This window comes from Pantoea sp. GM_Pan_4 (genome assembly GCF_026541005.1).
Classification (GTDB): domain Bacteria; phylum Pseudomonadota; class Gammaproteobacteria; order Enterobacterales; family Enterobacteriaceae; genus Pantoea; species Pantoea dispersa.
Window position 1 is genome coordinate 19,246 of the sequence record NZ_JALNUZ010000013.1, and the last position, 24,941, is coordinate 44,186.

Here is a 24,941-nt window from a genome sequence, read left to right on the forward strand (position 1 = left end):
AAAATGAACGGCTCCATAGAGCCGTTCATTTTGTTTTTAGAGGAAGCGGATTCTATTACAGAATCGCTTTCTCTACAACGCGAACCAGAGTCCAGGACTTAGTCTTGGACAGTGGACGGGTTTCGCGGATTTCAACCACGTCACCAATACCACACTCGTTGTTCTCGTCATGGATGTGCAGCTTAGTCGTACGCTTAATGAATTTACCGTAGATCGGGTGCTTCACGAAACGCTCGATAGCAACAACAGCAGATTTCTGCATTTTGTCACTAACAACACGACCCTGCAGAGTACGGATTTTATCGGTCATTACGCCGCCTTCTCAGTCAGTAAAGTCTTAACGCGTGCAACATCACGGCGAACTTGCTTCAGCAGATGGGTCTGCTGCAGCTGGCCAGATGCTGCCTGCATGCGCAGGTTAAACTGCTCGCGCAGGAGGTTAAGCAGCTCAGTGTTCAGCTCTTCAACGCTTTTTTCACGCAGCTCAGTTGCTTTCATTACATCACCGTCTTAGTTACAAAGGTGGTTTTGATAGGCAGTTTTGCTGCTGCCAGCTTGAATGCTTCACGGGCCAGCTCTTCCGGTACACCGTCCATTTCATACAGGACTTTACCAGGCTGGATCAGGGCAACCCAATACTCCACGTTACCCTTACCTTTACCCATACGCACTTCCAGCGGCTTCTCGGTGATTGGTTTGTCCGGGAATACACGGATCCAAATCTTACCTTGACGCTTAACTGCACGGGTCATAGCACGACGTGCTGCTTCGATCTGACGAGCAGTCAGACGACCACGGCCAACAGCTTTCAGACCGAAAGTACCGAAGCTAACATCCGTACCCTGCGCCAGACCGCGGTTACGGCCTTTGTGCACTTTACGGAATTTCGTACGCTTTGGTTGTAACATCAGCGACTCTCCTTACTTACGGCCTTTACGCTGCTGCTTTTTAGGTTGAGCAGCCGGTTCCGGTTGTTCAACAGCAGCCATACCACCCAGGATCTCACCTTTGAAGATCCATACCTTAACGCCGATTACACCATAAGTGGTGTGCGCTTCAGAGGTGTTGTAGTCAATGTCAGCACGCAGAGTGTGCAGTGGTACACGACCTTCACGGTACCATTCGGTACGTGCGATCTCAGCACCGCCCAGACGGCCGCTAACTTCAACTTTGATACCTTTAGCGCCCAGACGCATTGCGTTCTGTACAGCACGCTTCATCGCACGACGGAACATCACACGACGCTCCAGCTGTGAAGTGATGCTGTCAGCAACCAGTTTTGCGTCCAGTTCCGGTTTACGGACTTCGGCGATATTGATCTGTGCAGGAACGCCAGCGATGTTCGCTACGACCGTGCGCAGTTTTTCAACGTCTTCACCTTTTTTACCGATAACGATACCCGGGCGAGCGGTGTGAATGGTCACACGGATGCTCTTAGCCGGACGCTCGATAACGATGCGAGATACAGACGCTTTTGCCAGTTCTTTGTTCAGGAACTGACGTACTTTAAAGTCGCTGTCCAGGTTGTCAGCGAATTCTTTGGTGTTCGCAAACCAGGTAGAGTTCCATGGTTTTACAATACCCAGGCGAATACCATTAGGATGTACTTTCTGACCCATTGCTAGTCTCCAGAGTCTCAGCGATCGGACACAACCACAGTAATGTGGCTGGTGCGCTTCAGGATGCGATCTGCACGACCTTTAGCACGCGGCATAATGCGCTTCATGCTAGGGCCTTCATCTACGAAAATTTTCGCAACTTTCAGATCGTCGATATCAGCGCCATCGTTGTGTTCGGCGTTAGCAATGGCAGATTCCAGGACTTTCTTAACCAGTACAGCCGCTTTCTTGTTGGTGTAAGTCAGAATATCCAGAGCCTGCGACACTTTCTTACCGCGAATCAGGTCAGCAACAAGGCGAACCTTCTGAGCAGAAGAACGAGCATGGCGATGTTGAGCAATAGTTTCCATCTCTTCCTCCTACTTATTTCTTCTTGGCTTTCTTATCAGCAGCGTGGCCGCGATAAGTACGTGTCGGTGCAAATTCACCCAGCTTGTGGCCGACCATTTCGTCGGAAACAAAGACAGGAACGTGCTGACGACCATTATGGACAGCGATGGTCAAACCGATCATGTTAGGGAAGATCGTTGAACGACGGGACCAAGTGCGCAGGGGCTTCTTGTCACCGCTTTCCACCGCTTTCTCTACCTTCTTCAGCAAGTGCAGGTCAATAAAAGGACCTTTCTTGAGAGAACGTGGCATGGCTTATCCTCTAAAATTATTTGCTACGGCGACGTACGATAAATTTATCAGTACGCTTGTTGCTACGGGTCTTCTTACCTTTGGTCTGAACGCCCCACGGAGTAACCGGGTGCTTACCAAAGTTACGACCTTCACCACCACCGTGCGGGTGATCGACTGGGTTCATCGCAGTACCGCGAACGGTAGGACGAACACCACGCCAACGGGTTGCACCGGCTTTACCCAGAACGCGCAGCATGTGCTCAGCGTTACCGACTTCGCCCAGGGTTGCGCGGCAGTCAGCTTCGACTTTACGCATTTCGCCTGAACGCAGACGCAGGGTAACGTAGGAACCTTCACGCGCAACAATCTGCACGTAAGCACCAGCAGAACGGGCAATCTGACCGCCTTTACCTGGTTTCATTTCTACGTTATGCACGGTTGAACCAACCGGGATGTTACGCATCGGCAGGGTGTTACCTGCTTTGATCGCAGCATCAACGCCAGACTGAATCTGGTCGCCAGCTTTCAGGCCTTTAGGGGCCAGGATGTAACGGCGCTCGCCATCTTTGTACAGAACCAGTGCGATGTTCGCAGAACGGTTCGGATCGTACTCAAGACGCTCAACAACTGCCGGGATACCATCTTTGTTGCGTTTGAAGTCAACAATACGGTAAGCCTGCTTGTGACCACCACCGATATGACGGGTAGTGATACGACCATTGTTGTTACGACCACCGGATTTGCTGTTTTTTTCAACCAGCGCGGCAAAAGGCTTGCCTTTGTGCAGCTCAGGGTTCACCACTTTAACTACGTGACGACGACCCGGAGATGTCGGTTTACATTTAACAACTGCCATTGTCTTTCTCCTCCGACTTACTCAGCGCCGCCGACGAAGTCCAGGTTCTGGCCTTCTTTCAGGGTGACGTAAGCTTTTTTCCAGTCGCTACGACGACCGATACGCTGTCCGTGACGCTTAACTTTACCCTTAACAACCAGGGTGTTTACGTCTTTCACTTCTACTTCGAACAGTTTCTCAACAGCAGCAACGATCTCTGCTTTGGTCGCGTCTTTGGCAACTTTGAGAACGATGGTATTGGTTTTTTCCATCGCGGTTGATGCTTTTTCAGATACGTGCGGCGCGCGCAGTACTTTCAGCAGACGTTCTTCACGGATCATGCCAGCATCTCCTCAACTTGCTTAACTGCTTCTGCAGTCATAACGACTTTGTCGAAGGCGATCAGGCTAACTGGGTCGATACCCGCTGCATCACGCACGTCAACCTTGTACAGGTTACGCGCAGCCAGGAACAGATTCTCATCCAGTTCACCGGTGATGATCAGCACGTCTTCCAGCGCCATGTCTTTCAGTTTCTGTACCAGCAGCTTAGTTTTAGGCGCTTCGACAGAGAACGACTCGACAACGATCAGACGGTCCTGACGTACCAGCTCGGACAGGATGCTTTTCAGCGCGCCGCGGTACATCTTTTTGTTAACTTTTTGACTGTGGTCCTGTGGACGCGCAGCGAAGGTCACGCCACCTGAACGCCAGATCGGGCTCTTGATAGAACCTGAACGCGCACGGCCGGTGCCTTTCTGACGCCATGGCTTTTTGCCTGAACCAGTTACTTCAGCACGAGTTTTCTGCGCGCGAGTACCCTGACGAGCACCTGCAGCGTAAGCAACAACAACCTGGTGAACCAGCGCTTCGTTGAAATCACGACCGAAGGTAGTTTCGGAAACAGTCAGCGCGCTCTGCGCGTCTTTCAGTACTAATTCCATTGCTATCCCCTTACGCCTTCACAGCTGGTTTAACAATCAGGTCGCTGCCGGTTGCACCCGGGACAGCACCTTTGACCAGCAGCAGGTTGCGCTCAGCGTCAACACGTACTACTTCCAGGCTCTGAACGGTTACGCGCTCATTACCCAGCTGACCAGCCATTTTCTTGCCTTTGAACACTTTGCCCGGAGTCTGGTTCTGACCGATAGAACCCGGAACGCGGTGAGACAAGGAGTTACCGTGTGTAGCGTCCTGGGTACGGAAGTTCCAGCGCTTAACGGTACCTGCGAAACCTTTACCTTTAGAGGTACCGGTAACGTCTACTTTTTTAACGTCAGCGAAAATTTCAACACTGATGCTCTGGCCAACAGAGTATTCTTCACCTTCGGTGCGGAATTCCCACAGACCACGGCCAGCTTCAACGCCAGCTTTAGCAAAATGACCTGCTTCCGGCTTACCAACACGGTTTGCTTTTTTCGCACCGGTGGTAACCTGGATCGCCTGGTAACCATCGTTTTCCAGACCTTTGACCTGGGTAACGCGGTTTGCTTCAACTTCGATTACGGTTACTGGGATTGAAACGCCTTCTTCAGTGAAGATGCGCGTCATGCCCACTTTTTTACCGACTAAACCAATCATTGTATCAACCTCTCAATCGCTCGATGACCTGATTAACCCAGGCTGATCTGCACGTCAACACCGGCAGCCAGATCCAGACGCATCAGAGCATCAACGGTTTTTTCAGTTGGCTCAACGATGTCTACCAGACGCTTGTGAGTGCGGATTTCGTACTGATCACGCGCATCTTTGTTAACGTGCGGAGAGATCAGAACGGTGAAGCGCTCTTTGCGAGTCGGCAGCGGGATCGGACCACGTACCTGCGCACCAGTGCGCTTGGCAGTCTCGACGATTTCCGCGGTTGATTGATCGATCAGGCGATGATCAAACGCTTTAAGACGGATACGGATTCTTTGGTTCGACATGAGACCAAGGCTCCAAACATTTTATAAACGAAAAAAATTACTACCCGCACCCATTACGATTGATGGGGGAGTGTAATCGTTCAGCATATAACTCCCCAATCGGGAGTATTGTCAGGCGATACACTAATCGCTATCGCCTGCGATTCTGCTCGAATCGCGCCACACCAATATCGGCAGGCCCGCGCATTATACGCAAATCTGTTCAGGAAGCAACCCATGCTGCGTTTTTAACCGCAAAAGCGCGCGCCAGTAAAAAAGCCCGCACGGGGCGGGCTGCAATCAACAGGTGGAACGGCACGGCAAACGCTACTTATCGCCCTCTTCTTTCAGCTGGGCCTGCAGATAGTTTTGCAGACCCAATTTCTGAATCAGGTCGAGCTCGGTTTCCAGCCAGTCGATATGGTGCTCTTCATCCGCCAGAATCTCGATCATCATGTCGCGGCTGACGTAATCATGAACTTTATCGGCGTACGCAATCGCTTCGCGTAAGTCTTTCGCCCCTTCCAGTTCGAGCGTCAGGTCCGACTGCAGCATTTCCGGTACGTCTTCACCAATGCGCAGCCGGCCGAGATCCTGCAGATTAGGAATGCCTTCGAGAAACAAAATGCGTTCGATGTACTTGTCCGCATGTTTCATTTCATCAATGGATTCATGGTATTCAACATCGTTGAGGCGTATTAAGCCCCAGTTTTTGAACATGCGCGCATGTAGAAAGTACTGGTTGATTGCAACCAGTTCATTTCCCAGCAATTTATTGAGGTGAGTAATGATTTTGCCGTCGCCCTTCATTGTGCTTCCTCCGCTTGCAGATAAATAGAGCGTAGATGCGGATAAAAAGAAGTCAAAAAAACGCGACAGTTTTTGGGGTTATTCAGGCGAAGCGGATGCGTAGTTACGCTATCTCTTTGTAAAGAGGCACGTTTTGCATTTCATCATCCATAATCTCGCGCGCCACGCGAATACACTTGCCGCATTGCTTGCCGATAGGCACCAGCTGGCGCAGTTGCTGAATCGATTTGGGTTGATAACGGCGGACAACTTCACGCAGGGTTCGGTCGCTTACGGCATTACACAGACAGACGTACATTTACAGCCCACTCCAGTACAATTTCTGATCAAAGTGTAAATGAGAATGGTTTTTATTTCAACGTAGCTTTTGTGTGGGATTAGGCGTGCCGGTCAATGCAAAGCAAAAAAAAAGAGCACCGAAGTGCTCTTTTTCATGCTGCGGTGGCAACCGGAGTTACCACCGTTATTAACGCAATTAAGCGAGAACTTCAGCAACAACGCCCGCGCCAACGGTACGGCCGCCTTCGCGGATTGCGAAACGCAGACCCTGGTCCATCGCGATTGGGTGGATCAGCTCAACGGTCATTTTGATGTTGTCGCCTGGCATTACCATCTCAACGCCTTCTGGCAGTTCGATGTTGCCGGTCACATCAGTAGTACGGAAGTAGAACTGTGGACGGTAGCCTTTGAAGAACGGAGTATGACGGCCGCCTTCGTCTTTAGACAGTACGTACACTTCTGATACGAACTTGGTGTGTGGCTTGATGGTGCCTGGCTTAGCCAGAACCTGACCACGCTGGATCTCTTCACGCTTGATACCGCGCAGCAGAACACCACAGTTCTCGCCTGCCTGACCCTGGTCCAGCAGTTTGCGGAACATTTCAACACCGGTACAGGTAGACTTAGCAGTCGCTTTGATACCAACGATTTCTACTTCGTCGCCCACTTTCACGATGCCGCGCTCAACACGACCGGTAACAACGGTACCACGGCCAGAGATTGAGAATACGTCTTCGATTGGCAGCAGGAACGGCAGATCGATAGCACGTACTGGATCTGGAATGTAAGTATCCAGGTGACCAGCCAGCTCAACGACTTTCGCTTCCCACTCAGCGTCGCCTTCCAGCGCTTTCAGCGCAGAACCGCGTACGATTGGGGTATCGTCGCCAGGGAAGTCGTACTGAGACAGCAGGTCACGCACTTCCATCTCAACCAGTTCCAGCAGCTCTTCGTCATCAACCATGTCGCACTTGTTCAGGAACACGATGATGTAAGGAACGCCAACCTGACGACCCAGCAGGATGTGCTCACGGGTCTGAGGCATTGGGCCATCAGTCGCCGCAACAACCAGGATCGCGCCGTCCATCTGCGCAGCACCGGTGATCATGTTTTTCACATAGTCGGCGTGGCCTGGGCAGTCAACGTGTGCGTAGTGACGGGTCGGGGTTTCATATTCAACGTGAGAGGTGTTGATGGTGATACCACGAGCCTTCTCTTCTGGCGCGTTATCGATCTGATCGAATGCACGCGCCTGACCGCCGTAGGTTTTAGCCAGAACGGTGGTGATGGCTGCAGTCAGAGTGGTTTTACCGTGGTCAACGTGACCGATGGTGCCCACGTTTACGTGCAGTTTGTTACGTTGAAATTGCTCTTTCGCCATGGCGATAATCCTTACGTTATGCCTTCATCAGTGATGAAGGCATCAGTTCACAATTTTTAAACCGTAGCCTTATTTGCTACGAGCTTCAATAACGGCCTGAGCGACGTTGTTCGGCGCATCATCGTACTTCAGGAACTCCATGGAGTAAGAAGCACGGCCTTTAGTCAGAGAACGCAACTGAGTCGCGTATCCGAACATTTCAGACAGCGGAACTTCAGCGTGAATCTGAACGCCAGTTGCGTTAGATTCCTGACCTTTCAGCATACCACGACGGCGGCTCAGGTCACCGATAACGTCACCGGTGTTCTCTTCTGGGGTTTCTACTTCAACCTTCATGATTGGCTCAAGCAGAACCGGCTGTGCTTTCTTAAAGCCATCTTTGAAGGCGATAGAAGCGGCCAGTTTAAACGCCAGCTCAGAGGAGTCAACGTCATGGTAAGAACCGAAGTGCAGTCGCACGCCCAGGTCAACTACCGGGTAACCGGCCAGTGGACCAGACTTCAGCTGCTCCTGGATACCTTTATCAACCGCAGGGATGTATTCACCAGGAATCACACCACCTTTGATATCGTTGACAAATTCGTAGCCTTTCGGATTCGAACCCGGCTCCAGTGGGTACATGTCGATAACAACATGACCGTACTGACCACGACCACCAGACTGCTTGGCGTGTTTACCTTCGATATCGGTAACTTTAGAGCGAATCGCTTCGCGGTAAGCAACCTGAGGTTTACCGACGTTCGCTTCAACGTTGAATTCACGCTTCATGCGGTCAACGATGATGTCGAGGTGCAGCTCACCCATACCAGCGATGATGGTCTGGTTAGACTCTTCGTCAGTCCATACGCGGAATGACGGGTCTTCTTTCGCCAGACGACCCAGAGCCAGACCCATTTTTTCCTGGTCAGCTTTGGTTTTCGGCTCAACGGCGATAGAAATTACCGGCTCAGGGAATTCCATACGCTCCAGAATGATCGGGTTAGAGGGATCACACAGGGTATCACCGGTGATCACGTCTTTCAGACCGATTGCTGCAGCGATGTCGCCTGCGCGAACTTCGCTGATCTCTTCACGTTTGTTGGCGTGCATCTGAACGATACGACCGAAACGCTCACGTGCAGATTTCACGGAGTTCAGTACGGTATCGCCCGAGTTAACCACACCCGAGTAAACGCGGAAGAAGGTCAGGTTACCTACGAACGGGTCGTTGGCAATTTTGAACGCCAGCGCAGAGAACGGCTCGTCGTCAGTTGCGTGACGCTCAGCCGGGGTATCTTTACCGTCGTCCAGGATACCGTTGATCGCCGGAACGTCAGTTGGTGCTGGCAGATATTCAACGACTGCATCCAGCATCGCCTGAACACCTTTGTTCTTAAATGCAGAACCACAGGTCACGAGGATGATCTCGTTGTTCAGTACGCGCTTACGCAGAGCAGATTTGATCTCTTCTTCAGACAGTTCTTCACCGCTAAAGAATTTCTCCATCAGCTCTTCAGAAGCTTCAGCAGCTGCTTCAATCAGCTTGCCACGCCACTCTTCAGCCAGTTCCTGCAACTCAGCACGGATATCTTCGTAAACGAAAGTAGTACCCTGATCGGCGTCGTTCCAGTTGATCTCTTTCATCTTGATCAGGTCAACAACACCGGTGAAGTTCTCTTCTGCGCCGATAGCCAGCTGCAGTGGAACCGGAGTCGCGCCCAGACGTGATTCGATCTGACCAACAACTTTCAGGAAGTTCGCACCCATACGGTCCATTTTGTTAACGAACGCGATACGTGGAACTTTATATTTGTTTGCCTGACGCCATACGGTTTCAGACTGCGGCTGCACGCCACCTACTGCACAGTAAACCATTACTGCGCCGTCGAGCACACGCATAGAACGTTCTACTTCGATGGTGAAGTCAACGTGTCCCGGGGTGTCGATGATGTTGATGCGGTGCGGCTCAAACTGCTTCGCCATACCTGACCAGAACGCAGTGGTCGCTGCAGAGGTGATGGTAATACCACGCTCCTGCTCCTGCGCCATCCAGTCCATGGTTGCAGCGCCATCGTGCACTTCACCGATTTTGTGGTTAACACCGGTGTAGAACAGGATACGCTCGGTGGTAGTGGTTTTACCGGCGTCAATGTGTGCGCTGATACCGATGTTACGGTAGCGCGCAATGGGTGTTGTACGAGCCATTTGATTCCTCTGATTCTCGGACGTTCAATGTAAGTCGACCCCAGCGGGTTGGCTGAATGAGCGCCCGCTGGTTTAACAACAACTACGTGGCGATTACCAGCGGTAGTGTGCGAACGCCTTGTTGGCTTCAGCCATACGGTGAACGTCTTCACGTTTCTTCACTGCAGTACCTTTGTTTTCTGCAGCGTCAGAAAGTTCGTTCGCCAGGCGGAGAGCCATCGATTTATCACCGCGTTTACGAGCAGCTTCTACGATCCAACGCATTGCCAGGGCATTACGACGAACCGGACGGACTTCAACTGGAACCTGGTAGGTTGAACCACCAACGCGACGTGACTTAACTTCGACAGTCGGACGTACGTTTTCGAGTGCAACTTCGAAAGCTTCCAGACCATCTTTACCAGCACGTTGAGCCAGGGTATCAAGTGCGGTATAGACGATTGATTCAGCAGTAGATTTTTTACCATCTACCATCAGGATATTTACAAATTTAGCCAGCAGCTCTGATCCGAACTTAGGATCCGGCAGAATTTTACGCTGACCAATGACGCGACGACGTGGCATGGAAATACTCCGTTGTTAATTCAGGATTGTCCAAAACTCTACGAGTTTATTTTGACATTAAAGTTAAAACGTTTGGCCTTACTTAACGGAGAACCATTAAGCCTTTGGCTTCTTCACGCCGTACTTGGAGCGAGCCTGCTTACGGTCTTTAACACCTGAGCAGTCCAGCGCGCCACGAACGGTGTGGTAACGCACACCTGGCAGGTCTTTTACACGACCGCCACGGATCAGGATCACGGAGTGCTCCTGCAGGTTATGACCTTCACCGCCGATGTAGGAGGTGACTTCAAAACCGTTAGTCAAACGCACACGGCAGACTTTACGCAGTGCGGAGTTTGGTTTTTTCGGGGTAGTGGTGTAAACACGAGTACAAACACCACGTTTTTGCGGGCAAGCTTCCAGCGCCGGCACGTTGCTTTTAGCAACCTGACGAACGCGTGGTTTGCGAACCAGCTGGTTAACTGTTGCCATTAAATAGCTCCTGGATTTAGCTTTTGCTTCGTAAACACGTAATAAATCGCCTCGTATTACTACGAGGAGGCAGAATTTTAGGGCTGTGCCCATAGGGTGTCAAGAAATAACCAGGTTTTACCCTTCACCAGGCCACTTGTTGTGGATGCTTCGTCGTCAGCGTAACGAAACCAGTATAGTTCAGACGCGACACATTGGTCGAAATTTGCGCAGTCAGCCCGCGCGCCATCACGTCTTCTTCTAATACCCACAGCGTGGCAGGCGACGCCAGCAGCTGCTGCAGCTTCTGACTGCCTGCCAGCGCGGCCGTCACACCATCCTGTAACAGCAGCACGTCATCGCCCTCCTGTAACAGCAGCAGCAGGCTATCGAAATCGCATTGCCAGGGAGAGTGCAGCAGGGTGTAGAGCATGGTCAGTTCTCAGAAACGGAGGATACGGTCATAAGTTGCCAGCGTCTGGCGCAGCGCGGCAGGTTCCAGCAGCTGCGCATCCAGCACGCGCGCTGCCGTGAGACTCTGGCCACGTGCCAGCAGAGACGCCTGACAGATATAGCAGCGATCGATGTCGTATAGCGCCAGCACGCCAAAGGTCGCAATATAGTCACGCGCCAGAATCTGCGCCGGCTGCTGATCGCGGTTGAGCTGCAGCACGCCGTCGCCAATAAAGAACAGGCCGATGTCCTCGCTCAGCGCGCCGGTCGCCAGCACGGCATCCAGCCCTTCCCGGCCAGCACTGCTGCCGTGCGGAGCCTGCGTAAACAGAAACGCCACGCGGTTCATCAGAACTGCACCAGGCGATCGCAGCTCAGCGCGGCTTCCGCCAGCGCGCCCAGGCCGCTAAGGGTAAATCCGGGCTGCAGATTGCTGCCCGCCAGCTGCAGGCGCGCCGCCTCCTGCGCATCGGTCACGCCGCGCCGTAACGCGGCTGCCACACAGATATTCAGCGCCGCGCCACTGTCGTCGCGCAGCTGCTGCCAGGCGCGCACCATGTCCACTTCATCGCTGGCCGGCGCGCTGAGCTGGTTAGCATTCAGCACGCCTTCGCGGTAAAAGAACACGCTTTCCAGCTGATGTCCCTGTGCCAGCAGCGCACGGGCAAACAGCAGCGCGCTACTGGCGTGCTGTGTGCCGTAAGCCGGTCCGGTCACCAGCAGCGTGTAGCGCATTAGCGATCCTGCCCCTGCAGATCGCCACTCTTAAACTGGCGGATATACAGATACACGGTGTGCTTAGAAATATTGAGGCGATCGGCCACCTGGTTAATGGCGTCCTTAATATCGAAAATGCCCTTCTCGTACAGATTGAGGACGATCTGGCGATTCTTGGCGTTATTCGACACGTTGCGGTCGGCGCTCACCTCTTCAATAGTGAACTCCAGCGTCTGGGTGACCAGATCCTCTACCGAGCTGGCAAAGTTGACGTTGGAATCCACCTGCTGCGTTTCCGGCGGCATGAAAGTCGACATAATCTGCGAAAACGGTACGTCCAGGTTCATATTGATGCACAGCAGGCCAATCACCCGCTGCTGCCGGTTACGAATCGCAATGGTTACCGACTTCATCAGTACACCACTTTTGGCCCGCGTGAAGTAGGCGCGCGACACATTGCTCTCCGCGCCGTGCATATCATGCAGCATGCGCAGCGCCAGATCGGTAATCGGGGAACCCACTTTGCGGCCGGTATGTTCGCCGTTGGCGATACGCACGGCGGAGCATTTAAGATCTTCCAGAGAGTGCAGCACGATTTCGCAGTGCGAGCCAATCAGCATCGCCAGACCGTCGACCACCGCTTCGTAGGATTTAAGAATATCGTAGTCTGCTTGTTCGAACGGACGCTGCTCCAGTAAATCGAAGTCAGTCAGTTCGCCGGGATTGAATGGATTAGACATCGAAGACATTACCCTAAATGGCTGGAGCCTGTCTCGACAGCATTGGGGCAGACTCATCTTATGATCATTGTGCAGGCGCTAGTCTGGCAAATGTCGCCGTTTTTAGCCAGAGCTTTACTCATCGCGCCGCAAATTCAGGATGAGCGAAAACAAAACCGCCGCCCGAAGGCGGCGGTGCAAGTCAGCTTACTGCGCTTTCTTGTCAGCAGCGGCCGGAGCCTGCGCTTTCTCATCGGCTTTCGGCGCCGGCTTGATGTCGAGCAGTTCAACATCGAACACCAGCGTTGAGTTGGCCGGAATACCCGGCACGCCGTTTTTGCCGTAAGCCAGGTTCGGTGGGATCACCAGCTTGATCTTACCGCCTTTCTTCACGTGCTTCAGACCTTCGGTCCAGCCCGGGATTACGCCGTCCAGACGGAACGACAGCGGCTCGCCGCGCGTGTAAGAGTTGTCGAACTCGGTGCCGTCAATCAGCGTACCTTTGTAGTTAACCACCACGGTATCGCTGTCTTTCGGGGTTTCACCGCTGCCCTCTTTCTCTACCTGATACAGCAGGCCAGATTCGGTTTTCTTCACGCCCTTCTCTTTGGCGAACTTGTCCGCGTAAGCGGTGCCTTTGTCGGCATTCTCTTTCGCGTCTTTTTCCATCTTCGCCTGAGCGGCCCCTTTCACGCGGCCTTCAAACGCCTGCAGCGTCTGCTCAATCTCTTCGTCAGACAGCTTGCTCTTGCCGCCAAACGCATCCTGAACACCGGCAATCAGCTGGTCTTTGTCCAGTTTGATACCCAGTTTCTCCTGCTCCTTCAGAGAGTTGTCCATGTAGCGACCCAGGGAGGCGCCCAGCGCATAGGCTGACTGCTGGTCTTCGTTTTTGAAGGCAGCATTTTTCGGCGCCTGTGGCGCAGCCTGCGCTGCGTCAGCCGGTGCCGCAGTGGTTTCTGCTGCCATTGCCAGCGGTGCATTCAGCGCGACGGCCATGGTGGTAGCTAACAATGTGACTTTAAACAGTGATTTCATCCTTTCTCCAAAACCGAAGCTTCAAAACCTCGGGAATCATTGCGGACAGTGGCCCACACTATAACTTTACGTGGCAGTGGCGAACACTCCCACAGTGTAATTACCCGGTCAACCTCCGACCTTTTTTGCTTCAGGAAGTTTCATCAGAGATATAGGCGCAACGCGGGAATTCAATGCATACGCCAGGCCGAAGGTGAAATATCAGGTGATTCTGACACGAAAGACCGTAGAATCACGCCCGACAAGATCAACGCGCAGCACCGCGACAGGAGGAGTGATGATGCAACAACCAGAATGGGATCAACGCCTTGAGGCGCTGGAGAGCAAGCTGGCTTTCCAGGAACATACCATTGAGCAGCTCAATCAGACGGTGGTTCAGCACGAGCTGGAAATGAGTAAACTGCGTGAGCAGGTGCGTCTGCTGGTGGATAAAGTGAAGGCCGCCGCCCCATCCATGGTCGCTTCGCAAGCGGAAGAGACCCCGCCGCCGCACTATTAATATCGCGCGCTTTGCTGCCCAATAAAAAGGCCACCCGCAGGTGGCCTTTTTACGCTTAGTGGTTGCAGCCGCAACCACCGTGGCCGCCGCAGCCGCCGTGACCGTGCTCATGATCGTGACCATGGTCGTGGTCATGATCGTGATGATGGCCGTCAGCGCCATGAACGTGGCCGTGAGCGATCTCTTCTTCCGTGGCTTCACGGATAGCAACCACTTCCACATTGAAGTTCAGGTTCTGACCCGCCAGCATGTGGTTACCATCAACCACCACGTGCTCATCTTCCACTTCGGTGATCTCGACCGGCACCGGGCCCTGGTCGGTTTCTGCCAGGAAGCGCATGCCAACCTGCAGCTCGTCAACGCCCATGAACACGTCTTTCGGTACACGCTGCACCAGGTTGTCATCGTACTGGCCGTACGCGTCGTTTGCCGGGATATGCACGTCAAACTTGTCGCCGACCGCGTGATTTTCCAGCGCTTTTTCCAGACCAGAAATCAGGGAACCATGACCGTGCAGATAATCCAACGGCGCACTCACCGGTGACTCGTCAACCAACACACCGTCTTCGGTACGAACCTGATACGCCAGGCTCACCACCAGGTCTTTTGCTACTTTCATGATATCTCCTAACCGTTGAGAACAAAGAATCCCGTCTCATTGGTCTATTCTCGCGTGCAATAACCAACCAGAAAGGTTCAGTACTGAGGATGCCAACAGTGCTGTTGGACCATACTGCTCAGCGTTAATGGCGCCGATTGTAGCGGAATTCAATACCGCTGTAAGGCTAAGCTTAAAAAAAGCTGCGCCATCGCGCTACTCCGGATGAAAAATGCCAATCACTTGCTCAGTGCTGCGAACCTGATCGCGCGCCTGCTTGTCCGCCTCACGCATCTGGTGGCCGCACTTCACGCACTCCACCACATCGACATTGTTTTCACGCCACATCGCCAGCGTGTCTTTCTCCTGACAGTGCGGACAAACCGCACCGGCAATAAAACGTTTACGCATAGTCTTTCCTGCCCGTTATCAGAACGGATACGTTAAGTGTAGCCTTACTCATCATCCCAGCCGTCAAACTGCCGTTTTTCATGCTGCATTTCACGCTGGAAAATGTCCTCCAGCTCGCGTCGCGCCTCACGCACGCGTGAAACCTGCACGCTGTCGTCGTGGCTCGGCACCAGCTCACGCAGCATGCGCATATCCAGCCGGCGGAAGTGCTGCTGCGCGCGCTGCGCCTGATGCGGATGCATGCCCAGCGATATCAGCGCTTTGCGGCCTAACTCCAGCGCGCTGGAGAAGGTTTCACGCGAGAACAGCGTGACGCCCGCCTGCAGCAGCTCATGCGCCTCGACACGACCGCGCGCCCGCGCCAGGATCTCCAGTTGCGGGAAGTGCTGCTGGCACAAGTGCACGATGGTCATCGAATCTTCCGGATCGTTACAGGTGATGACGATCGACTGCGCATTCTCCGCCCCGGCGGCACGCAGCAGCTCGAGCTCGGTGGCATCGCCATAGTAAACCTTGTAGCCATATTTGCGCATCAGGCTGACCGCCGAGATATCGCGCTCCAGCACGGTGATGCGCTTGTTGTTGGCCATCAGCAAACGCCCGACCACCTGACCAAAACGGCCAAAGCCCACCACAATCACCTGGGGCTGATCGTCCTCGACAAACGGCTTTTCGCCGTCCTCTTCCGGTTCGTTGAAGCGGCGCGCCAGAATCTTATCCACGCCCTGCATCAGCAGCGGCGTGGTCATCATCGACAGCGTCACCGTGACCAGCAGCAGCGGCAGCTGATCGCCGCTAAACAGTTTTGCCGACGACGCCGCCGAAAACAGCACGAAGGCGAATTCACCGCCCTGACTCAGCACGCCGGCAAACTGCAGACGCTCCGAACTGCGCAGACCATAAATACGCGCCAGCACATAAAGCACCAGCGTTTTCACCGCCACCAGCAGCACCACGCCAATCAGAATTTCGAGAATGTGGGTATAAAGCACGCCGAGGTTGAGCGCCATGCCCACCGAAATAAAGAACAGCCCGAGCAGCAACCCTTTAAACGGCTCAATGGCGACTTCCAGTTCGTGGCGATACTCACTCTCTGCCAGCAGAATACCGGCGATGAACGTCCCCAGCGCCATCGACAGGCCCAGCGCATCCATAAACAGCGCCGAACCGAGCACCAGCAGCAGCGAGGCGGCGGTAAACACTTCCCGCACGCCGGACGCGGCGATGAAACGGAAAATCGGCCGCAGCAGATAGCGTCCGCCCACCAGCATACCGGCGAATGCCAGCACCTTCATGCCCACCTTGAGCCAGTCGACATGGCCACTGTCGCTGCCGGCCAGCAGCGGCACCAGCGCCAGCGCCGGAATCACCGCCAGGTCCTGGAACAGCAGCACCGAGAAGCCCAGCTGGCCCGCTTCGCTGCGGTTCATGCCTTTGTCGCGCATCAGCTGCAGCGCCATGGCGGTCGAGGACATCGCCAGGCCAATACCGCCAATCACCGCGGCCTGCCAGCTGAAGTCGGTCAGCCACAGCAGCACGCCGAGGATCGCTGCCGAAACCAGCACCTGCGCGGCACCGACGCCAAAAATAGAGCGCCGCAGCGCCCACAGCTTGGCCGGGTTCAGCTCCAGCCCGATGATGAACATCAGGAACACCACGCCAAGCTCCGAGAAGTGCAGAATCTCGTCCACATCGCTGATGAAGCCCAGCCCCCACGGGCCGATGGCGATACCGGCCAGCAGATAGCCCAGCACCGCACCAATGCCGAGCCGGGCGGCAATCGGCACCACCAGCACCGCCGCCACCAGATAAATCACGCCGGCGGTGAGTAACGTTTCGCCTTGCATCACACTCCTCCGTTCGGCAGCGGTGACGCCAGCCAGTCGCCATAGGCGCGCGCAAAATTGCGCAGCACCTCGGGTGTCTGACGACGCGCCCAGTAAATCACCATCGGCGTCAGCCAGTGCATGCGACACATCTGCGCCGTCAGCTCAAACGGTCGCATAATGTCGCTCATCGGGTAGCGATTGAGGCCGCTGTGGTGATACGCCGTCTCCGGCTCACCGGTCGTCACCACGCTGCGCCAGTATTTACCTTCCAGCGCATTACCGTCCTGGCCGCTGGCAAAACCGCGCGACAGTACGCGATCCAGCCACTCTTTCAGTAGTGCCGGACAGCTATAGGTATAAAGTGGATGCTGAAACACCACGATTTGATGGTCGCGCAGCAGTTGCTGCTCGTAATGAATATCAATAAAGAAATCCGGATAGTGGGCGTATAAATCGTGCACCGTGACGTGGTCCAGTTCCATAGCCGACTGCAGCAAAACCCGATTAGCAATCGAATCCTGTGATTCCGGATGGGCGTAAAGCAGCAATATTTTGGGCGGCTGCGACATCGTTCCCCTCCAAAGCGTCGTCACCGCGGCGGAATTCCGCTACCATGCTCGACGCAACAAACATTATCGAATTATGTTGCCGATAAATTAACATATTCTGACGATACGGCGCTTATGATTGTCTTTTCCGCATTACAAATCCGTCGCGGCACTAATGTGCTGCTGGATAACGCAACGGCCACCATTAACCCGGGGCAAAAAGTCGGCCTGGTGGGTAAAAACGGCTGCGGTAAATCCACGCTGCTGTCACTGCTGAAGGGTGAAATCAGCAGCGATGCCGGCAACGTCACCTTTCCCGGCAACTGGGCGCTGGCGTGGGTGAATCAGGAAACCCCGGCGCTGAGTAAAGCCGCGCTGGAATATGTTATCGACGGCGACCGCGAATATCGTCAGCTCGAATCCGAATTAGCGGCAGCCAATGCGCGCGACGATGGCAACGCCATTGCGCTGCTGCACGGCAAGCTGGATGCTATTCAGGCGTGGAGCATACACGCACGCGCCGCCAGCCTGCTGCACGGATTGGGCTTCAGCCAGGAACAATTAATGCGGCCGGTGAGCGATTTCTCCGGCGGCTGGCGCATGCGTCTCAACCTTGCTCAGGCGCTGGTATGCCGTTCCGACCTGCTGCTGCTCGATGAACCGACCAACCACCTCGATCTCGACGCGGTGATCTGGCTGGAGCGCTGGCTGAAGAGCTATACCGGCACGCTGATCCTGATCTCGCACGACCGCGACTTCCTCGACCCGGTGGTGGACAAAATCATCCATATCGAACAGCAGACGATGTTCGAATACACCGGCAACTACAGCTCGTTCGAGCGTCAGCGCGTAGCCAAACTGGCGCAGCAGCAGGCGCTGTACCAGAGCCAGCAGGAAAAAGTCACCCACCTGCAAAAGTACATCGATCGCTTCCGCGCGCAGGCCACCAAAGCCAAACAGGCGCAGAGCCGCATCAAGATGCTGGAGCGCATGGAGCTGATTGCCCCGGCGCACGTCGATAACCCGTTCAGCTTCAGCTTCCGCGCGCCAGAAAGCCTGCCTAACCCGATCCTGAAAATGGAGCAGGTTTCAGCGGGTTACGGTGAGCGGGTGATTCTGGATGCCATCAAACTCAACCTGGTGCCGGGTTCACGCATCGGCCTGCTGGGGCGTAACGGCGCCGGTAAATCCACGCTGATCAAACTGCTGGCGGGCGAGCTGGAGCCGCTGGCGGGCAAGGTGGGTCTGGCGAAAGGGATCAAGCTGGGTTACTTCGCGCAGCATCAGCTTGAGTATCTGCGCGCCGATGAGTCGCCGCTGCAGCATCTGGCGCGCATCGCCCCGAAAACGCTGGAGCAGCAGCTGCGTGACTACCTGGGCGGCTTTGGTTTCCAGGGCGATAAAGTCAGCGAAGCCACCGAGCGTTTCTCCGGCGGCGAGAAAGCACGGCTGGTGCTGGCGCTGATCGTCTGGCAGCGGCCAAATCTGCTGCTGCTCGACGAACCGACCAACCACCTCGATTTGGATATGCGCCAGGCGCTGACCGAAGCGCTGATCGACTTTGAAGGCGCACTGGTGGTGGTGTCGCACGATCGTCATCTTCTGCGTTCGACCACCGACGATCTTTACCTGGTGCACGACCGCAAAGTCGACGTGTTCGAGGGCGATCTGGACGATTACCAGCAGTGGCTGAGCGACCTGCAGAAGCAGGAAACGCAGCAGGATGCCGCGCCAAAGCAGGACAACGCCAACAGCGCGCAGTCCCGCAAAGATCAGAAGCGCCGCGACGCCGAGCTGCGCGCGCAGACGCAGCCGCTGCGCAAAGAGATCGAAAAGCTGGAGAAGCAGATGGCCAAATGGCAGACACAGCTCAGCGAAGCCGAAGCACAGCTGGCCGACAGCGCCATTTACGAGCAAAACCGTAAGGCCGATTTAACCGCCGCCCTGCAGCGCCAGGCGGAGAGCAAATCGGCGCTGGAAGAGGTCGAAATGGCGTGGCTGGAGGCGCAGGAGCAGCTGGAGCAGATGCTCGCGGGGTAAAGGTGCGCGATGATGTCATAGAGGGTGCGCGATGATGCCCTCACCCTGACCCTCTCCCACGGGAGAGGGAACAAACCTTACTCCGCCTTACCTGCTACGCACGGTCGGCCCCCTCTCCCGCTGGCGGGAGAGGGTTGGGGTGAGGGCAATCAACGCTCCGAAATCACACCGGCACATCCCCTAACACCGTCGCGCGATGCATCACGCGCCGCGCCGGATAATAATCCGCGTTGGCATAATGCTGCGTCACGCGATTATCCCAGATTGCCACGTCATTCGGCTGCCAGCGCCAGCGCACCTGAAACTCCGGCTTGGTGGCGTGCGCAAACAGATAGCCCAGCAGCGCCTCACTCTCCTTCTCGCTTACGCCCAGCAGCCTGGTGGTAAAACCTTCATTAACAAACAGCGCCTTGCGTCCGCTCACCGGATGGGTGCGGATCACCGGATGCTGCACCGGCGGATGCTTCGCCACGGCCTGCTGCCAGCGCTGATGCTCCTCTTCCGTCTTACGGTACTTATACTCCTGGAACGATTTCTTAAAGTCGTGCTCCGCCTGCAGGCCACTCAGCAGCTGTTTGAACGGCTCTGACAGCGCCTCGTAAGCGGCAATCCCGCTGGTCCACAGCGTATCGCCACCGCTCTCCGGCAGCAGCTTTGAGGCCAGAATGGCGATCGCCGGCGGCGTCTGAATAAAGGTGACGTCGGTATGCCAGTTATCGTTGTCCGGCGGATTATCCTGATGCGTATCCAGCACGATAATCTCTTCCACGCCTTCGGCATGCGGATAAACCGGATGAATGTGCAGATCGCCGAAGCGGATCGCCAGCGCGCGCTGCTGCTCCGGCGTAATGCGCTGATCGCGCAGAAACAGCACCTGGTGACGCAACAGACCATGGTAAAGCTGCTCAAACTGCGCGTCACTCAGCGGACGGCTGAGGTCGACATCGCTGACCTGCGCCCCGATATACGGACCCAGCGCGGTAAAATTCACTCGTTCGTTCATTGCTGTTCTCCATTCCAGGGCGTCAGTCGGCGCTGTAGCGCACGTAAACCCAGTTCTAAACTAAAGGCAATCAGGGCGATCACCGCGATGCCCGCCAGCACCACATCGGTGGCGAGAAACTCCCCAGCCGACTGCACCATAAAGCCCAGTCCGCGCGTCGCGGCAATCAGTTCGGCCGCCACCAGCGTGGACCAGCCCACGCCAAGACCGATGCGCAGGCCGGTGAGAATCTCCGGCAACGCTCCGGGCAGAATGACAAAACGCAGCAGCTGCCCGCGCGTCGCCCCCAGCGCCTGAGCCGCACGGATCCGCACCTGCTGCGTATTCTTCACGCCGGCCAGGGTGGATAAAGTCACCGGCGCGAAAATTGCCAGATAAATCAGTAAAATCTTTGAGGTTTCGCCAATGCCAAACCAAATCACCATCAGCGGCAAATAGGCCAGCGGCGGTACCGGCCGATAGAGTTCAATCAGCGGATCGAGCAGCCCGCGCACCGCCGGGCTAAGCCCCATGGCAATGCCCACCGGAATGCCGATCAGCGCGGCAAAGAACAGCGCCACCAGCATGCGCGTCAGGCTGGCACCAAGGTGCTGCCATAGCGTGGCATCCATAAAGCCCTGCGGACCGGCAATAACCAGCAGCTTATGCAGCACCTGCTGCGGCGGCGGCAGAAACAAGGGCGCAATCAGCCCCAGCGCGGTCACGCCCCACCACAGCAGCAGCAGCACGGCCACGCTCAGCAGGCTCAGCGACAGCTGGCGGGAAAACGGCCAGCGCAGGCGACGAACGCGGGACGTCCGGCGCTTGTCATCAATAACGGCACTCATACAAACGCCTCCCGCTGCGCGAACACCTGGTTCAGGACATACTCACGTCGTTCGATAAATGCCGGATCGGATTTGATGCTGCGGCACGGCTCGCCCGCGGCGAAGCGCTGACCAAAGTCGAGCTTCAGCCGCTCCACCACGCGACCCGGACCCGGCGACAGCAGCACCAGTTCGCTGGCGAGAAAGACGGCTTCTTCGATGTCATGGGTGATCAGCAGAATCTGCTTGCCGGTATCGCGCCATAACGTCAGCAGCAGCGTCTGCATCTGCTCGCGCGTGAAGGCATCCAGCGCACCGAACGGCTCATCTAACAGCAGCAGCTGCGGATCAGCGGCCAGCGCACGGGCAATCCCCACGCGCTGACGCTGACCCCCAGAGAGCTGCCAGATAAAACGCTTTTCTGCGCCCTCGAGCCCGACCTTACGGATCAGACGGCGGGCGATCGCGTGCCGTTCAGCTTTTGCCATGCCCGCCAGTTGCAGGCCAAATGCCACGTTATCGATGACGTTACGCCACGGCAGTAGCCCTTCGTTCTGAAAGACCACGCCGCGCTCTGCGCCCGGTCCGCGTACCGGCTTGCCATCCAGCGTGATACTGCCGGACTCCAGCGGCAGAAAGCCGGCGATCAAGTTCAGCAGCGTGGTTTTGCCACAGCCGGATGGCCCCAGCACCACCAGCAATTCGCGGCTGGCCAGCTGCAGATTGATATCCTGCAGCGCCGGTTGCCCGGCGTAACGTGCGTTGAGATGGGTGATGCTGAGCATAAGGCCTCCGTTATTTGGCTAAGGGGGCAACAAAGCGCGTGGTGACAAAGCTGCTGTAGTCGCTGGCGGCATCCGGCACTTTGCCCTGCTCTTTCAGAAACTGTGCGGTATCGACAATCGCCTTGTTGACCGGTTTGCCCAGCTGTTCCACCTGCTGCTGCGCCGTCAGGTAGGTATTGCCTTTCACCAGTCCGGGAACGTCACTTTCCGGCACGCCGCTCAGGCGCGACAGCTTGCTGAGGTTATCCGGTTGCTGCAGCCACTGTTCCGGGTTGGCGATATAAGCCTGCTGCGCGGCAATCGCGCTACGGGCGAAAGCGGTGACCACTTCAGGATGTTGCCGGGCAAAATCCTTGCGCACCACCCAGACGTCGAGGGTCGGTGAGCCCCACTGCCCGACCTGCGACGAGTCGGTCAGCACCTTACCGTCTTTCTCCAGTTCATTGACGGCGGGTGCCCAGACGTAAGCGCCGTCGATATCACCGCGCTGCCAGGCAGCAATGATCGCCGGCGGCTGCAGATTGACCAGTTGCACCTGGGTCGGTTTGATGCCCCAGTGTTTCAGCGCGGCCAGCAGGCTGTAATGGGTGGTGGAGATGAAGGGAACGGCAATGCGTTTGCCGATCAAATCTTTGGGTGAGCTGATGCCTTTTTTCACCACCAGCGCTTCAGAATTGCCCAGCTGTGAAGCCAGCAGGAAAGCTTCAATCGGCAGCTGTTGCGTGGCGGCCACCGCCAGCGGGCTGGAACCGATGTTGCCAATTTGCACATCGCCCGAGGCTAACGCACGCAGGACGCTGGCGCCGCTGTCGAATTTGCGCCAGTCAACCGTGGCACCGCTCTCTTTGGCAAAGGTATTGTCAGCCTGCGCCACTTTGGCCGGTTCCGCCGATGTCTGATAAGCCACGGTCACATTGACCGCCTGCGCCTGAAAGGTCATCAGCGCTAACGCGGCTGCTACCGCGCTTATTGTTTTGGTTACTGCCATCATCATGCACCCCAATGTTGAGTCGTGACGGCAGTGTCGCCAGCAGCAATGATTTCATAAAGGAATTAAAAATTATCCCTAATAAAAATCGGTTCTTAGATCAACATCGGTTAACGCTATGCAAAAAGTGCAAATACAAAACCGCTGGTTCGGAACAAATATGTCAGGCGCTCACATGCCGACTGTGGTATTGATCTCGTCTTGATTTTTTCCCCCTTTTACAGCGGTACTGGCCTCCATGTCGATTGAGAAAGTTGCGCGCCTCGCGGGCGTGTCGAAAGCCACGGTTTCACGGGTGTTGAACCAGCATCCTGGCGTCCGGCCAGATACGCGTAAACGGGTGCTGGCCGCAATTAATGTGTGCGAATACCAGCCCAACCTGCTGGCGCGCCAGCTGCGTACCGCGCAAAGCAACATGTTGCTGGTGCTGATTTCCGATATCACCAATCCGTTCTGTTCACGGGTGGTGCAGGGCATTGAGGCGGAGGCCGAAGCGCACGGCTATCACATCCTGTTATGTAATTCCGCGTCACAGCTGCGGCGGGAAACCGCCTATCTGGCGCTGCTGGCCGGCAAAGTGGTGGATGGGGTGATCACCATGGACGCCGCGGCCTGTCTGCAGGGACTGAAAGAGTTGATTGGTGATGCGCCGTGGGTGCAGTGTGCGGAGTACGATCCCTCGGTGAACGCCTCCAGCGTCACCATCGATAACCGTCAGGCGGCCTATGACACGGTGCATTATCTGGCCGGCAAAGGGCGTCAGCGCATTGCGCTGGTCAACTGCGATATGCGCTATCTCTATTCGCACCAGCGCGAAAGCGGCTATCGCGACGCCATCACGCAGCTGGGGCTTGACTGGCACGGCGTCGCTTACGCCAGCGACATCTCCTGCGAAGCGGGCAGCGCGGCGCTGCGCGAACTGCTAACGCAGCCAGAGCGGCCGGATGCGGTGTTTGCGGTATCAGACGTGCTGGCGGTTGGTGTGATTCACGCTGCTCTGGAGGCTGGACTGCGCGTGCCGGAGGATCTGGCGGTGGTCGGCTTTGACGGCATTCCGTTCACCAGCAGCATCAACCCGCCGTTGACCACCATTGCCCAGCCGATGAACCAGATGGGTGCCCGCAGCGTGCAGCTGCTGCTGGCGCGCATCCGTCAGCGCCAGGCGGCCGTGGTGCATGAAGTACTGCCGTGGACGCGCATTGAGCGCGCCTCCAGCTGACTCAATGCCAGATCAACAGCACGCAGGCTGCGGTCAGCGCACCCATGGCGAGGTTGAAGATTTTCCACGCGCGCGGGCTGCGCAGCAGGCGGCCAATCAGCGAACCGAAACCCATCCAGATCACGCCGGAAACTACGTTCACCAGCGCCATGCCGATGCTGATCGCCACCACGGAATGCAGATAGGCGCTGCCGGCAAGGCTAAAGCTGGCGACCGCGCCCAGCGCCATCAGCCACGCTTTCGGGTTGATCAGTTGCAGTAACCCGCCCTGCCAGAAAGGCATCTGCTTCACGCTGGCATCGTCGGTCTCCAGCGTTTCGTATTCGGCGGTGGCAATTTTCCACGCCAGCCACAGCAGGTAGAGGCTACCGGCCACTTTCAGTACCAGATGCAGTGAGGGATAGAGCAGAATCAGGCTGCCGATGCCAAACGCCACCATCAGCAACATCACCTGCATGCCAATCATGATACCAATCAGCAGTGGAAAGGTGCGCAGGAAGCCAAAATTAGCACCTGAGGCGGTAAGTAACATATTATTGGGCCCTGGCGTGATGGCCGCGACCCAGAGAAAGCCCAGCATTGATAAAAAAAGACTCAGTTCCATGTATATTCGGGTGCCCCTCACCCAGAAAAGCGAAC

The 24,941-nt window shown here is 55.7% G+C and carries 34 protein-coding genes; 3 read left to right on the plus strand and 31 right to left on the minus strand.

All coding sequences use genetic code 11. The annotated features are described in order from the left end of the window. Window positions 1–55 precede the first annotated feature (55 nt). The 22 genes from rpsQ to fkpA all read right to left on the minus strand — a co-directional run bounded on the left by rpsQ (window position 56) and on the right by fkpA (window position 13,576). Window positions 56–310 (minus strand): 30S ribosomal protein S17, encoded by a 255-nt coding sequence (gene rpsQ, locus OXR61_RS19940; RefSeq protein ID WP_010618568.1) that lies wholly within the window; start codon window positions 308–310, stop codon window positions 56–58. Further along, window positions 310–498 (minus strand): 50S ribosomal protein L29, encoded by a 189-nt coding sequence (gene rpmC / locus OXR61_RS19945; protein ID WP_021508217.1) that lies wholly within the window; start codon window positions 496–498, stop codon window positions 310–312. Before rpmC ends, rpsQ begins: the two co-directional genes overlap by 1 nt. Continuing rightward, window positions 498–908 (minus strand): 50S ribosomal protein L16, encoded by a 411-nt coding sequence (rplP, locus tag OXR61_RS19950; RefSeq protein WP_002438716.1) that lies wholly within the window; start codon window positions 906–908, stop codon window positions 498–500. Before rplP ends, rpmC begins: the two co-directional genes overlap by 1 nt. Before the next feature lie 12 nt (window positions 909–920). Further along, window positions 921–1,619 carry a 30S ribosomal protein S3 gene (gene rpsC, locus OXR61_RS19955; RefSeq protein WP_021508216.1) on the minus strand — a complete coding sequence of 233 codons (699 nt, stop codon included), beginning with the start codon at window positions 1,617–1,619 and terminating at the stop codon, window positions 921–923. Window positions 1,620–1,636: 17 nt separating this feature from the next. Beyond that, window positions 1,637–1,969 (minus strand): 50S ribosomal protein L22, encoded by a 333-nt coding sequence (gene rplV, locus OXR61_RS19960; protein ID WP_007891659.1) that lies wholly within the window; start codon window positions 1,967–1,969, stop codon window positions 1,637–1,639. A 13-nt stretch (window positions 1,970–1,982) separates the two neighbouring features. Continuing rightward, the gene (gene rpsS / locus OXR61_RS19965; RefSeq protein ID WP_001138115.1) at window positions 1,983–2,261 is read right to left on the minus strand and encodes a 30S ribosomal protein S19; all 279 of its coding nucleotides are present in this window, start codon (window positions 2,259–2,261) and stop codon (window positions 1,983–1,985) included. A 16-nt stretch (window positions 2,262–2,277) separates the two neighbouring features. Beyond that, window positions 2,278–3,099 (minus strand): 50S ribosomal protein L2, encoded by an 822-nt coding sequence (gene rplB / locus OXR61_RS19970; protein ID WP_010618573.1) that lies wholly within the window; start codon window positions 3,097–3,099, stop codon window positions 2,278–2,280. A 17-nt stretch (window positions 3,100–3,116) separates the two neighbouring features. Continuing rightward, on the minus strand, window positions 3,117–3,419 hold the full coding sequence (rplW, locus tag OXR61_RS19975) for a 50S ribosomal protein L23 (RefSeq protein ID WP_010618574.1): 303 nt from the start codon (window positions 3,417–3,419) through the stop codon (window positions 3,117–3,119). Next, complete coding sequence (rplD, locus tag OXR61_RS19980; protein ID WP_021508215.1) at window positions 3,416–4,021, minus strand: 50S ribosomal protein L4; 606 nt, start codon at window positions 4,019–4,021, stop codon at window positions 3,416–3,418. Before rplD ends, rplW begins: the two co-directional genes overlap by 4 nt. 10 nt (window positions 4,022–4,031) lie before the next feature. Further along, the gene (gene rplC, locus OXR61_RS19985) at window positions 4,032–4,658 is read right to left on the minus strand and encodes a 50S ribosomal protein L3 (RefSeq protein WP_021508214.1); all 627 of its coding nucleotides are present in this window, start codon (window positions 4,656–4,658) and stop codon (window positions 4,032–4,034) included. 32 nt (window positions 4,659–4,690) lie between these two features. Further along, window positions 4,691–5,002: a 30S ribosomal protein S10 gene (gene rpsJ / locus OXR61_RS19990; RefSeq protein ID WP_006120582.1), complete on the minus strand. Its 312-nt coding sequence runs from the start codon at window positions 5,000–5,002 to the stop codon at window positions 4,691–4,693. A 306-nt stretch (window positions 5,003–5,308) separates the two neighbouring features. Next, window positions 5,309–5,791: a bacterioferritin gene (gene bfr, locus OXR61_RS19995; protein ID WP_021508213.1), complete on the minus strand. Its 483-nt coding sequence runs from the start codon at window positions 5,789–5,791 to the stop codon at window positions 5,309–5,311. 103 nt (window positions 5,792–5,894) lie between these two features. Then, complete coding sequence (bfd, locus tag OXR61_RS20000) at window positions 5,895–6,089, minus strand: bacterioferritin-associated ferredoxin (RefSeq protein ID WP_021508212.1); 195 nt, start codon at window positions 6,087–6,089, stop codon at window positions 5,895–5,897. Between the two features lie 177 nt (window positions 6,090–6,266). Continuing rightward, window positions 6,267–7,451 carry an elongation factor Tu gene (gene tuf / locus OXR61_RS20005; protein ID WP_058770981.1) on the minus strand — a complete coding sequence of 395 codons (1,185 nt, stop codon included), beginning with the start codon at window positions 7,449–7,451 and terminating at the stop codon, window positions 6,267–6,269. Window positions 7,452–7,520: 69 nt separating this feature from the next. Further along, window positions 7,521–9,635 (minus strand): elongation factor G, encoded by a 2,115-nt coding sequence (fusA, locus tag OXR61_RS20010; RefSeq protein WP_021507461.1) that lies wholly within the window; start codon window positions 9,633–9,635, stop codon window positions 7,521–7,523. Between the two features lie 93 nt (window positions 9,636–9,728). Further along, a complete protein-coding gene (gene rpsG / locus OXR61_RS20015; protein WP_007886246.1) occupies window positions 9,729–10,199 on the minus strand; it encodes a 30S ribosomal protein S7 in 471 nt (156 codons plus the stop codon). A gap of 96 nt (window positions 10,200–10,295) precedes the next feature. Further along, entirely contained in the window at window positions 10,296–10,670 is a 375-nt protein-coding gene (rpsL, locus tag OXR61_RS20020) for a 30S ribosomal protein S12 (RefSeq protein ID WP_010616440.1), read from the minus strand. 124 nt (window positions 10,671–10,794) lie between these two features. After that, window positions 10,795–11,082, minus strand: a complete 288-nt coding sequence (tusB, locus tag OXR61_RS20025) for a sulfurtransferase complex subunit TusB (RefSeq protein ID WP_021507460.1) — start codon at window positions 11,080–11,082, stop codon at window positions 10,795–10,797. 9 nt (window positions 11,083–11,091) lie between these two features. After that, window positions 11,092–11,451: a sulfurtransferase complex subunit TusC gene (tusC, locus tag OXR61_RS20030; protein WP_021507459.1), complete on the minus strand. Its 360-nt coding sequence runs from the start codon at window positions 11,449–11,451 to the stop codon at window positions 11,092–11,094. After that, window positions 11,451–11,837 carry a sulfurtransferase complex subunit TusD gene (gene tusD / locus OXR61_RS20035; RefSeq protein WP_021507458.1) on the minus strand — a complete coding sequence of 129 codons (387 nt, stop codon included), beginning with the start codon at window positions 11,835–11,837 and terminating at the stop codon, window positions 11,451–11,453. The genes tusC and tusD overlap by 1 nt, the downstream gene beginning before the upstream one ends. Further along, window positions 11,837–12,559, minus strand: a complete 723-nt coding sequence (locus OXR61_RS20040; protein ID WP_021507457.1) for a transcriptional regulator — start codon at window positions 12,557–12,559, stop codon at window positions 11,837–11,839. Before OXR61_RS20040 ends, tusD begins: the two co-directional genes overlap by 1 nt. A 186-nt stretch (window positions 12,560–12,745) precedes the next feature. After that, entirely contained in the window at window positions 12,746–13,576 is an 831-nt protein-coding gene (gene fkpA, locus OXR61_RS20045) for an FKBP-type peptidyl-prolyl cis-trans isomerase (RefSeq protein ID WP_021507456.1), read from the minus strand. Window positions 13,577–13,856: 280 nt separating this feature from the next. Here fkpA and OXR61_RS20050 point away from each other — a divergent pair, with 280 nt between their 5' ends. Further along, entirely contained in the window at window positions 13,857–14,075 is a 219-nt protein-coding gene (locus tag OXR61_RS20050) for a SlyX family protein (protein ID WP_010616434.1), read from the plus strand. Window positions 14,076–14,130: 55 nt separating this feature from the next. On the opposite strand, the gene slyD is transcribed toward OXR61_RS20050, so the two are convergent. The 4 genes from slyD to kefG all read right to left on the minus strand — a co-directional run bounded on the left by slyD (window position 14,131) and on the right by kefG (window position 17,482). Further along, window positions 14,131–14,694, minus strand: a complete 564-nt coding sequence (slyD, locus tag OXR61_RS20055) for a peptidylprolyl isomerase (protein ID WP_021507454.1) — start codon at window positions 14,692–14,694, stop codon at window positions 14,131–14,133. Between the two features lie 195 nt (window positions 14,695–14,889). Continuing rightward, on the minus strand, window positions 14,890–15,084 hold the full coding sequence (locus OXR61_RS20060; protein WP_021507453.1) for a YheV family putative zinc ribbon protein: 195 nt from the start codon (window positions 15,082–15,084) through the stop codon (window positions 14,890–14,892). 44 nt (window positions 15,085–15,128) lie between these two features. Beyond that, complete coding sequence (gene kefB, locus OXR61_RS20065) at window positions 15,129–16,931, minus strand: glutathione-regulated potassium-efflux system protein KefB (RefSeq protein ID WP_021507452.1); 1,803 nt, start codon at window positions 16,929–16,931, stop codon at window positions 15,129–15,131. Next, window positions 16,931–17,482 carry a glutathione-regulated potassium-efflux system ancillary protein KefG gene (gene kefG, locus OXR61_RS20070; protein ID WP_021507451.1) on the minus strand — a complete coding sequence of 184 codons (552 nt, stop codon included), beginning with the start codon at window positions 17,480–17,482 and terminating at the stop codon, window positions 16,931–16,933. The genes kefB and kefG overlap by 1 nt, the downstream gene beginning before the upstream one ends. A 114-nt stretch (window positions 17,483–17,596) precedes the next feature. On the opposite strand from kefG, the gene OXR61_RS20075 reads away from it, so the two are divergent. Continuing rightward, complete coding sequence (locus OXR61_RS20075) at window positions 17,597–19,501, plus strand: ABC transporter ATP-binding protein (protein ID WP_021507450.1); 1,905 nt, start codon at window positions 17,597–17,599, stop codon at window positions 19,499–19,501. Between the two features lie 163 nt (window positions 19,502–19,664). Here the strand turns inward: OXR61_RS20075 and tauD are convergent, their stop codons facing one another. The 4 genes from tauD to tauA are packed head-to-tail and all read right to left on the minus strand — an operon-like array spanning window position 19,665 to window position 23,083. After that, window positions 19,665–20,504, minus strand: coding sequence for a taurine dioxygenase (gene tauD / locus OXR61_RS20080; protein WP_021507449.1), 840 nt, complete (start codon window positions 20,502–20,504; stop codon window positions 19,665–19,667). After that, on the minus strand, window positions 20,501–21,331 hold the full coding sequence (gene tauC / locus OXR61_RS20085; RefSeq protein ID WP_021507448.1) for a taurine ABC transporter permease TauC: 831 nt from the start codon (window positions 21,329–21,331) through the stop codon (window positions 20,501–20,503). Before tauC ends, tauD begins: the two co-directional genes overlap by 4 nt. Next, entirely contained in the window at window positions 21,328–22,095 is a 768-nt protein-coding gene (gene tauB / locus OXR61_RS20090; protein WP_021507447.1) for a taurine ABC transporter ATP-binding subunit, read from the minus strand. The genes tauC and tauB overlap by 4 nt, the downstream gene beginning before the upstream one ends. Window positions 22,096–22,105: 10 nt before the next feature. Further along, the gene (tauA, locus tag OXR61_RS20095; protein ID WP_031279690.1) at window positions 22,106–23,083 is read right to left on the minus strand and encodes a taurine ABC transporter substrate-binding protein; all 978 of its coding nucleotides are present in this window, start codon (window positions 23,081–23,083) and stop codon (window positions 22,106–22,108) included. Window positions 23,084–23,321: 238 nt separating this feature from the next. On the opposite strand from tauA, the gene OXR61_RS20100 reads away from it, so the two are divergent. After that, on the plus strand, window positions 23,322–24,302 hold the full coding sequence (locus OXR61_RS20100) for a LacI family DNA-binding transcriptional regulator (RefSeq protein ID WP_021507445.1): 981 nt from the start codon (window positions 23,322–23,324) through the stop codon (window positions 24,300–24,302). Between the two features lies 1 nt (window position 24,303). Here the strand turns inward: OXR61_RS20100 and OXR61_RS20105 are convergent, their stop codons facing one another. Further along, a complete protein-coding gene (locus OXR61_RS20105; protein WP_031279689.1) occupies window positions 24,304–24,906 on the minus strand; it encodes a LysE family translocator in 603 nt (200 codons plus the stop codon). Window positions 24,907–24,941: the final 35 nt, after the last annotated feature.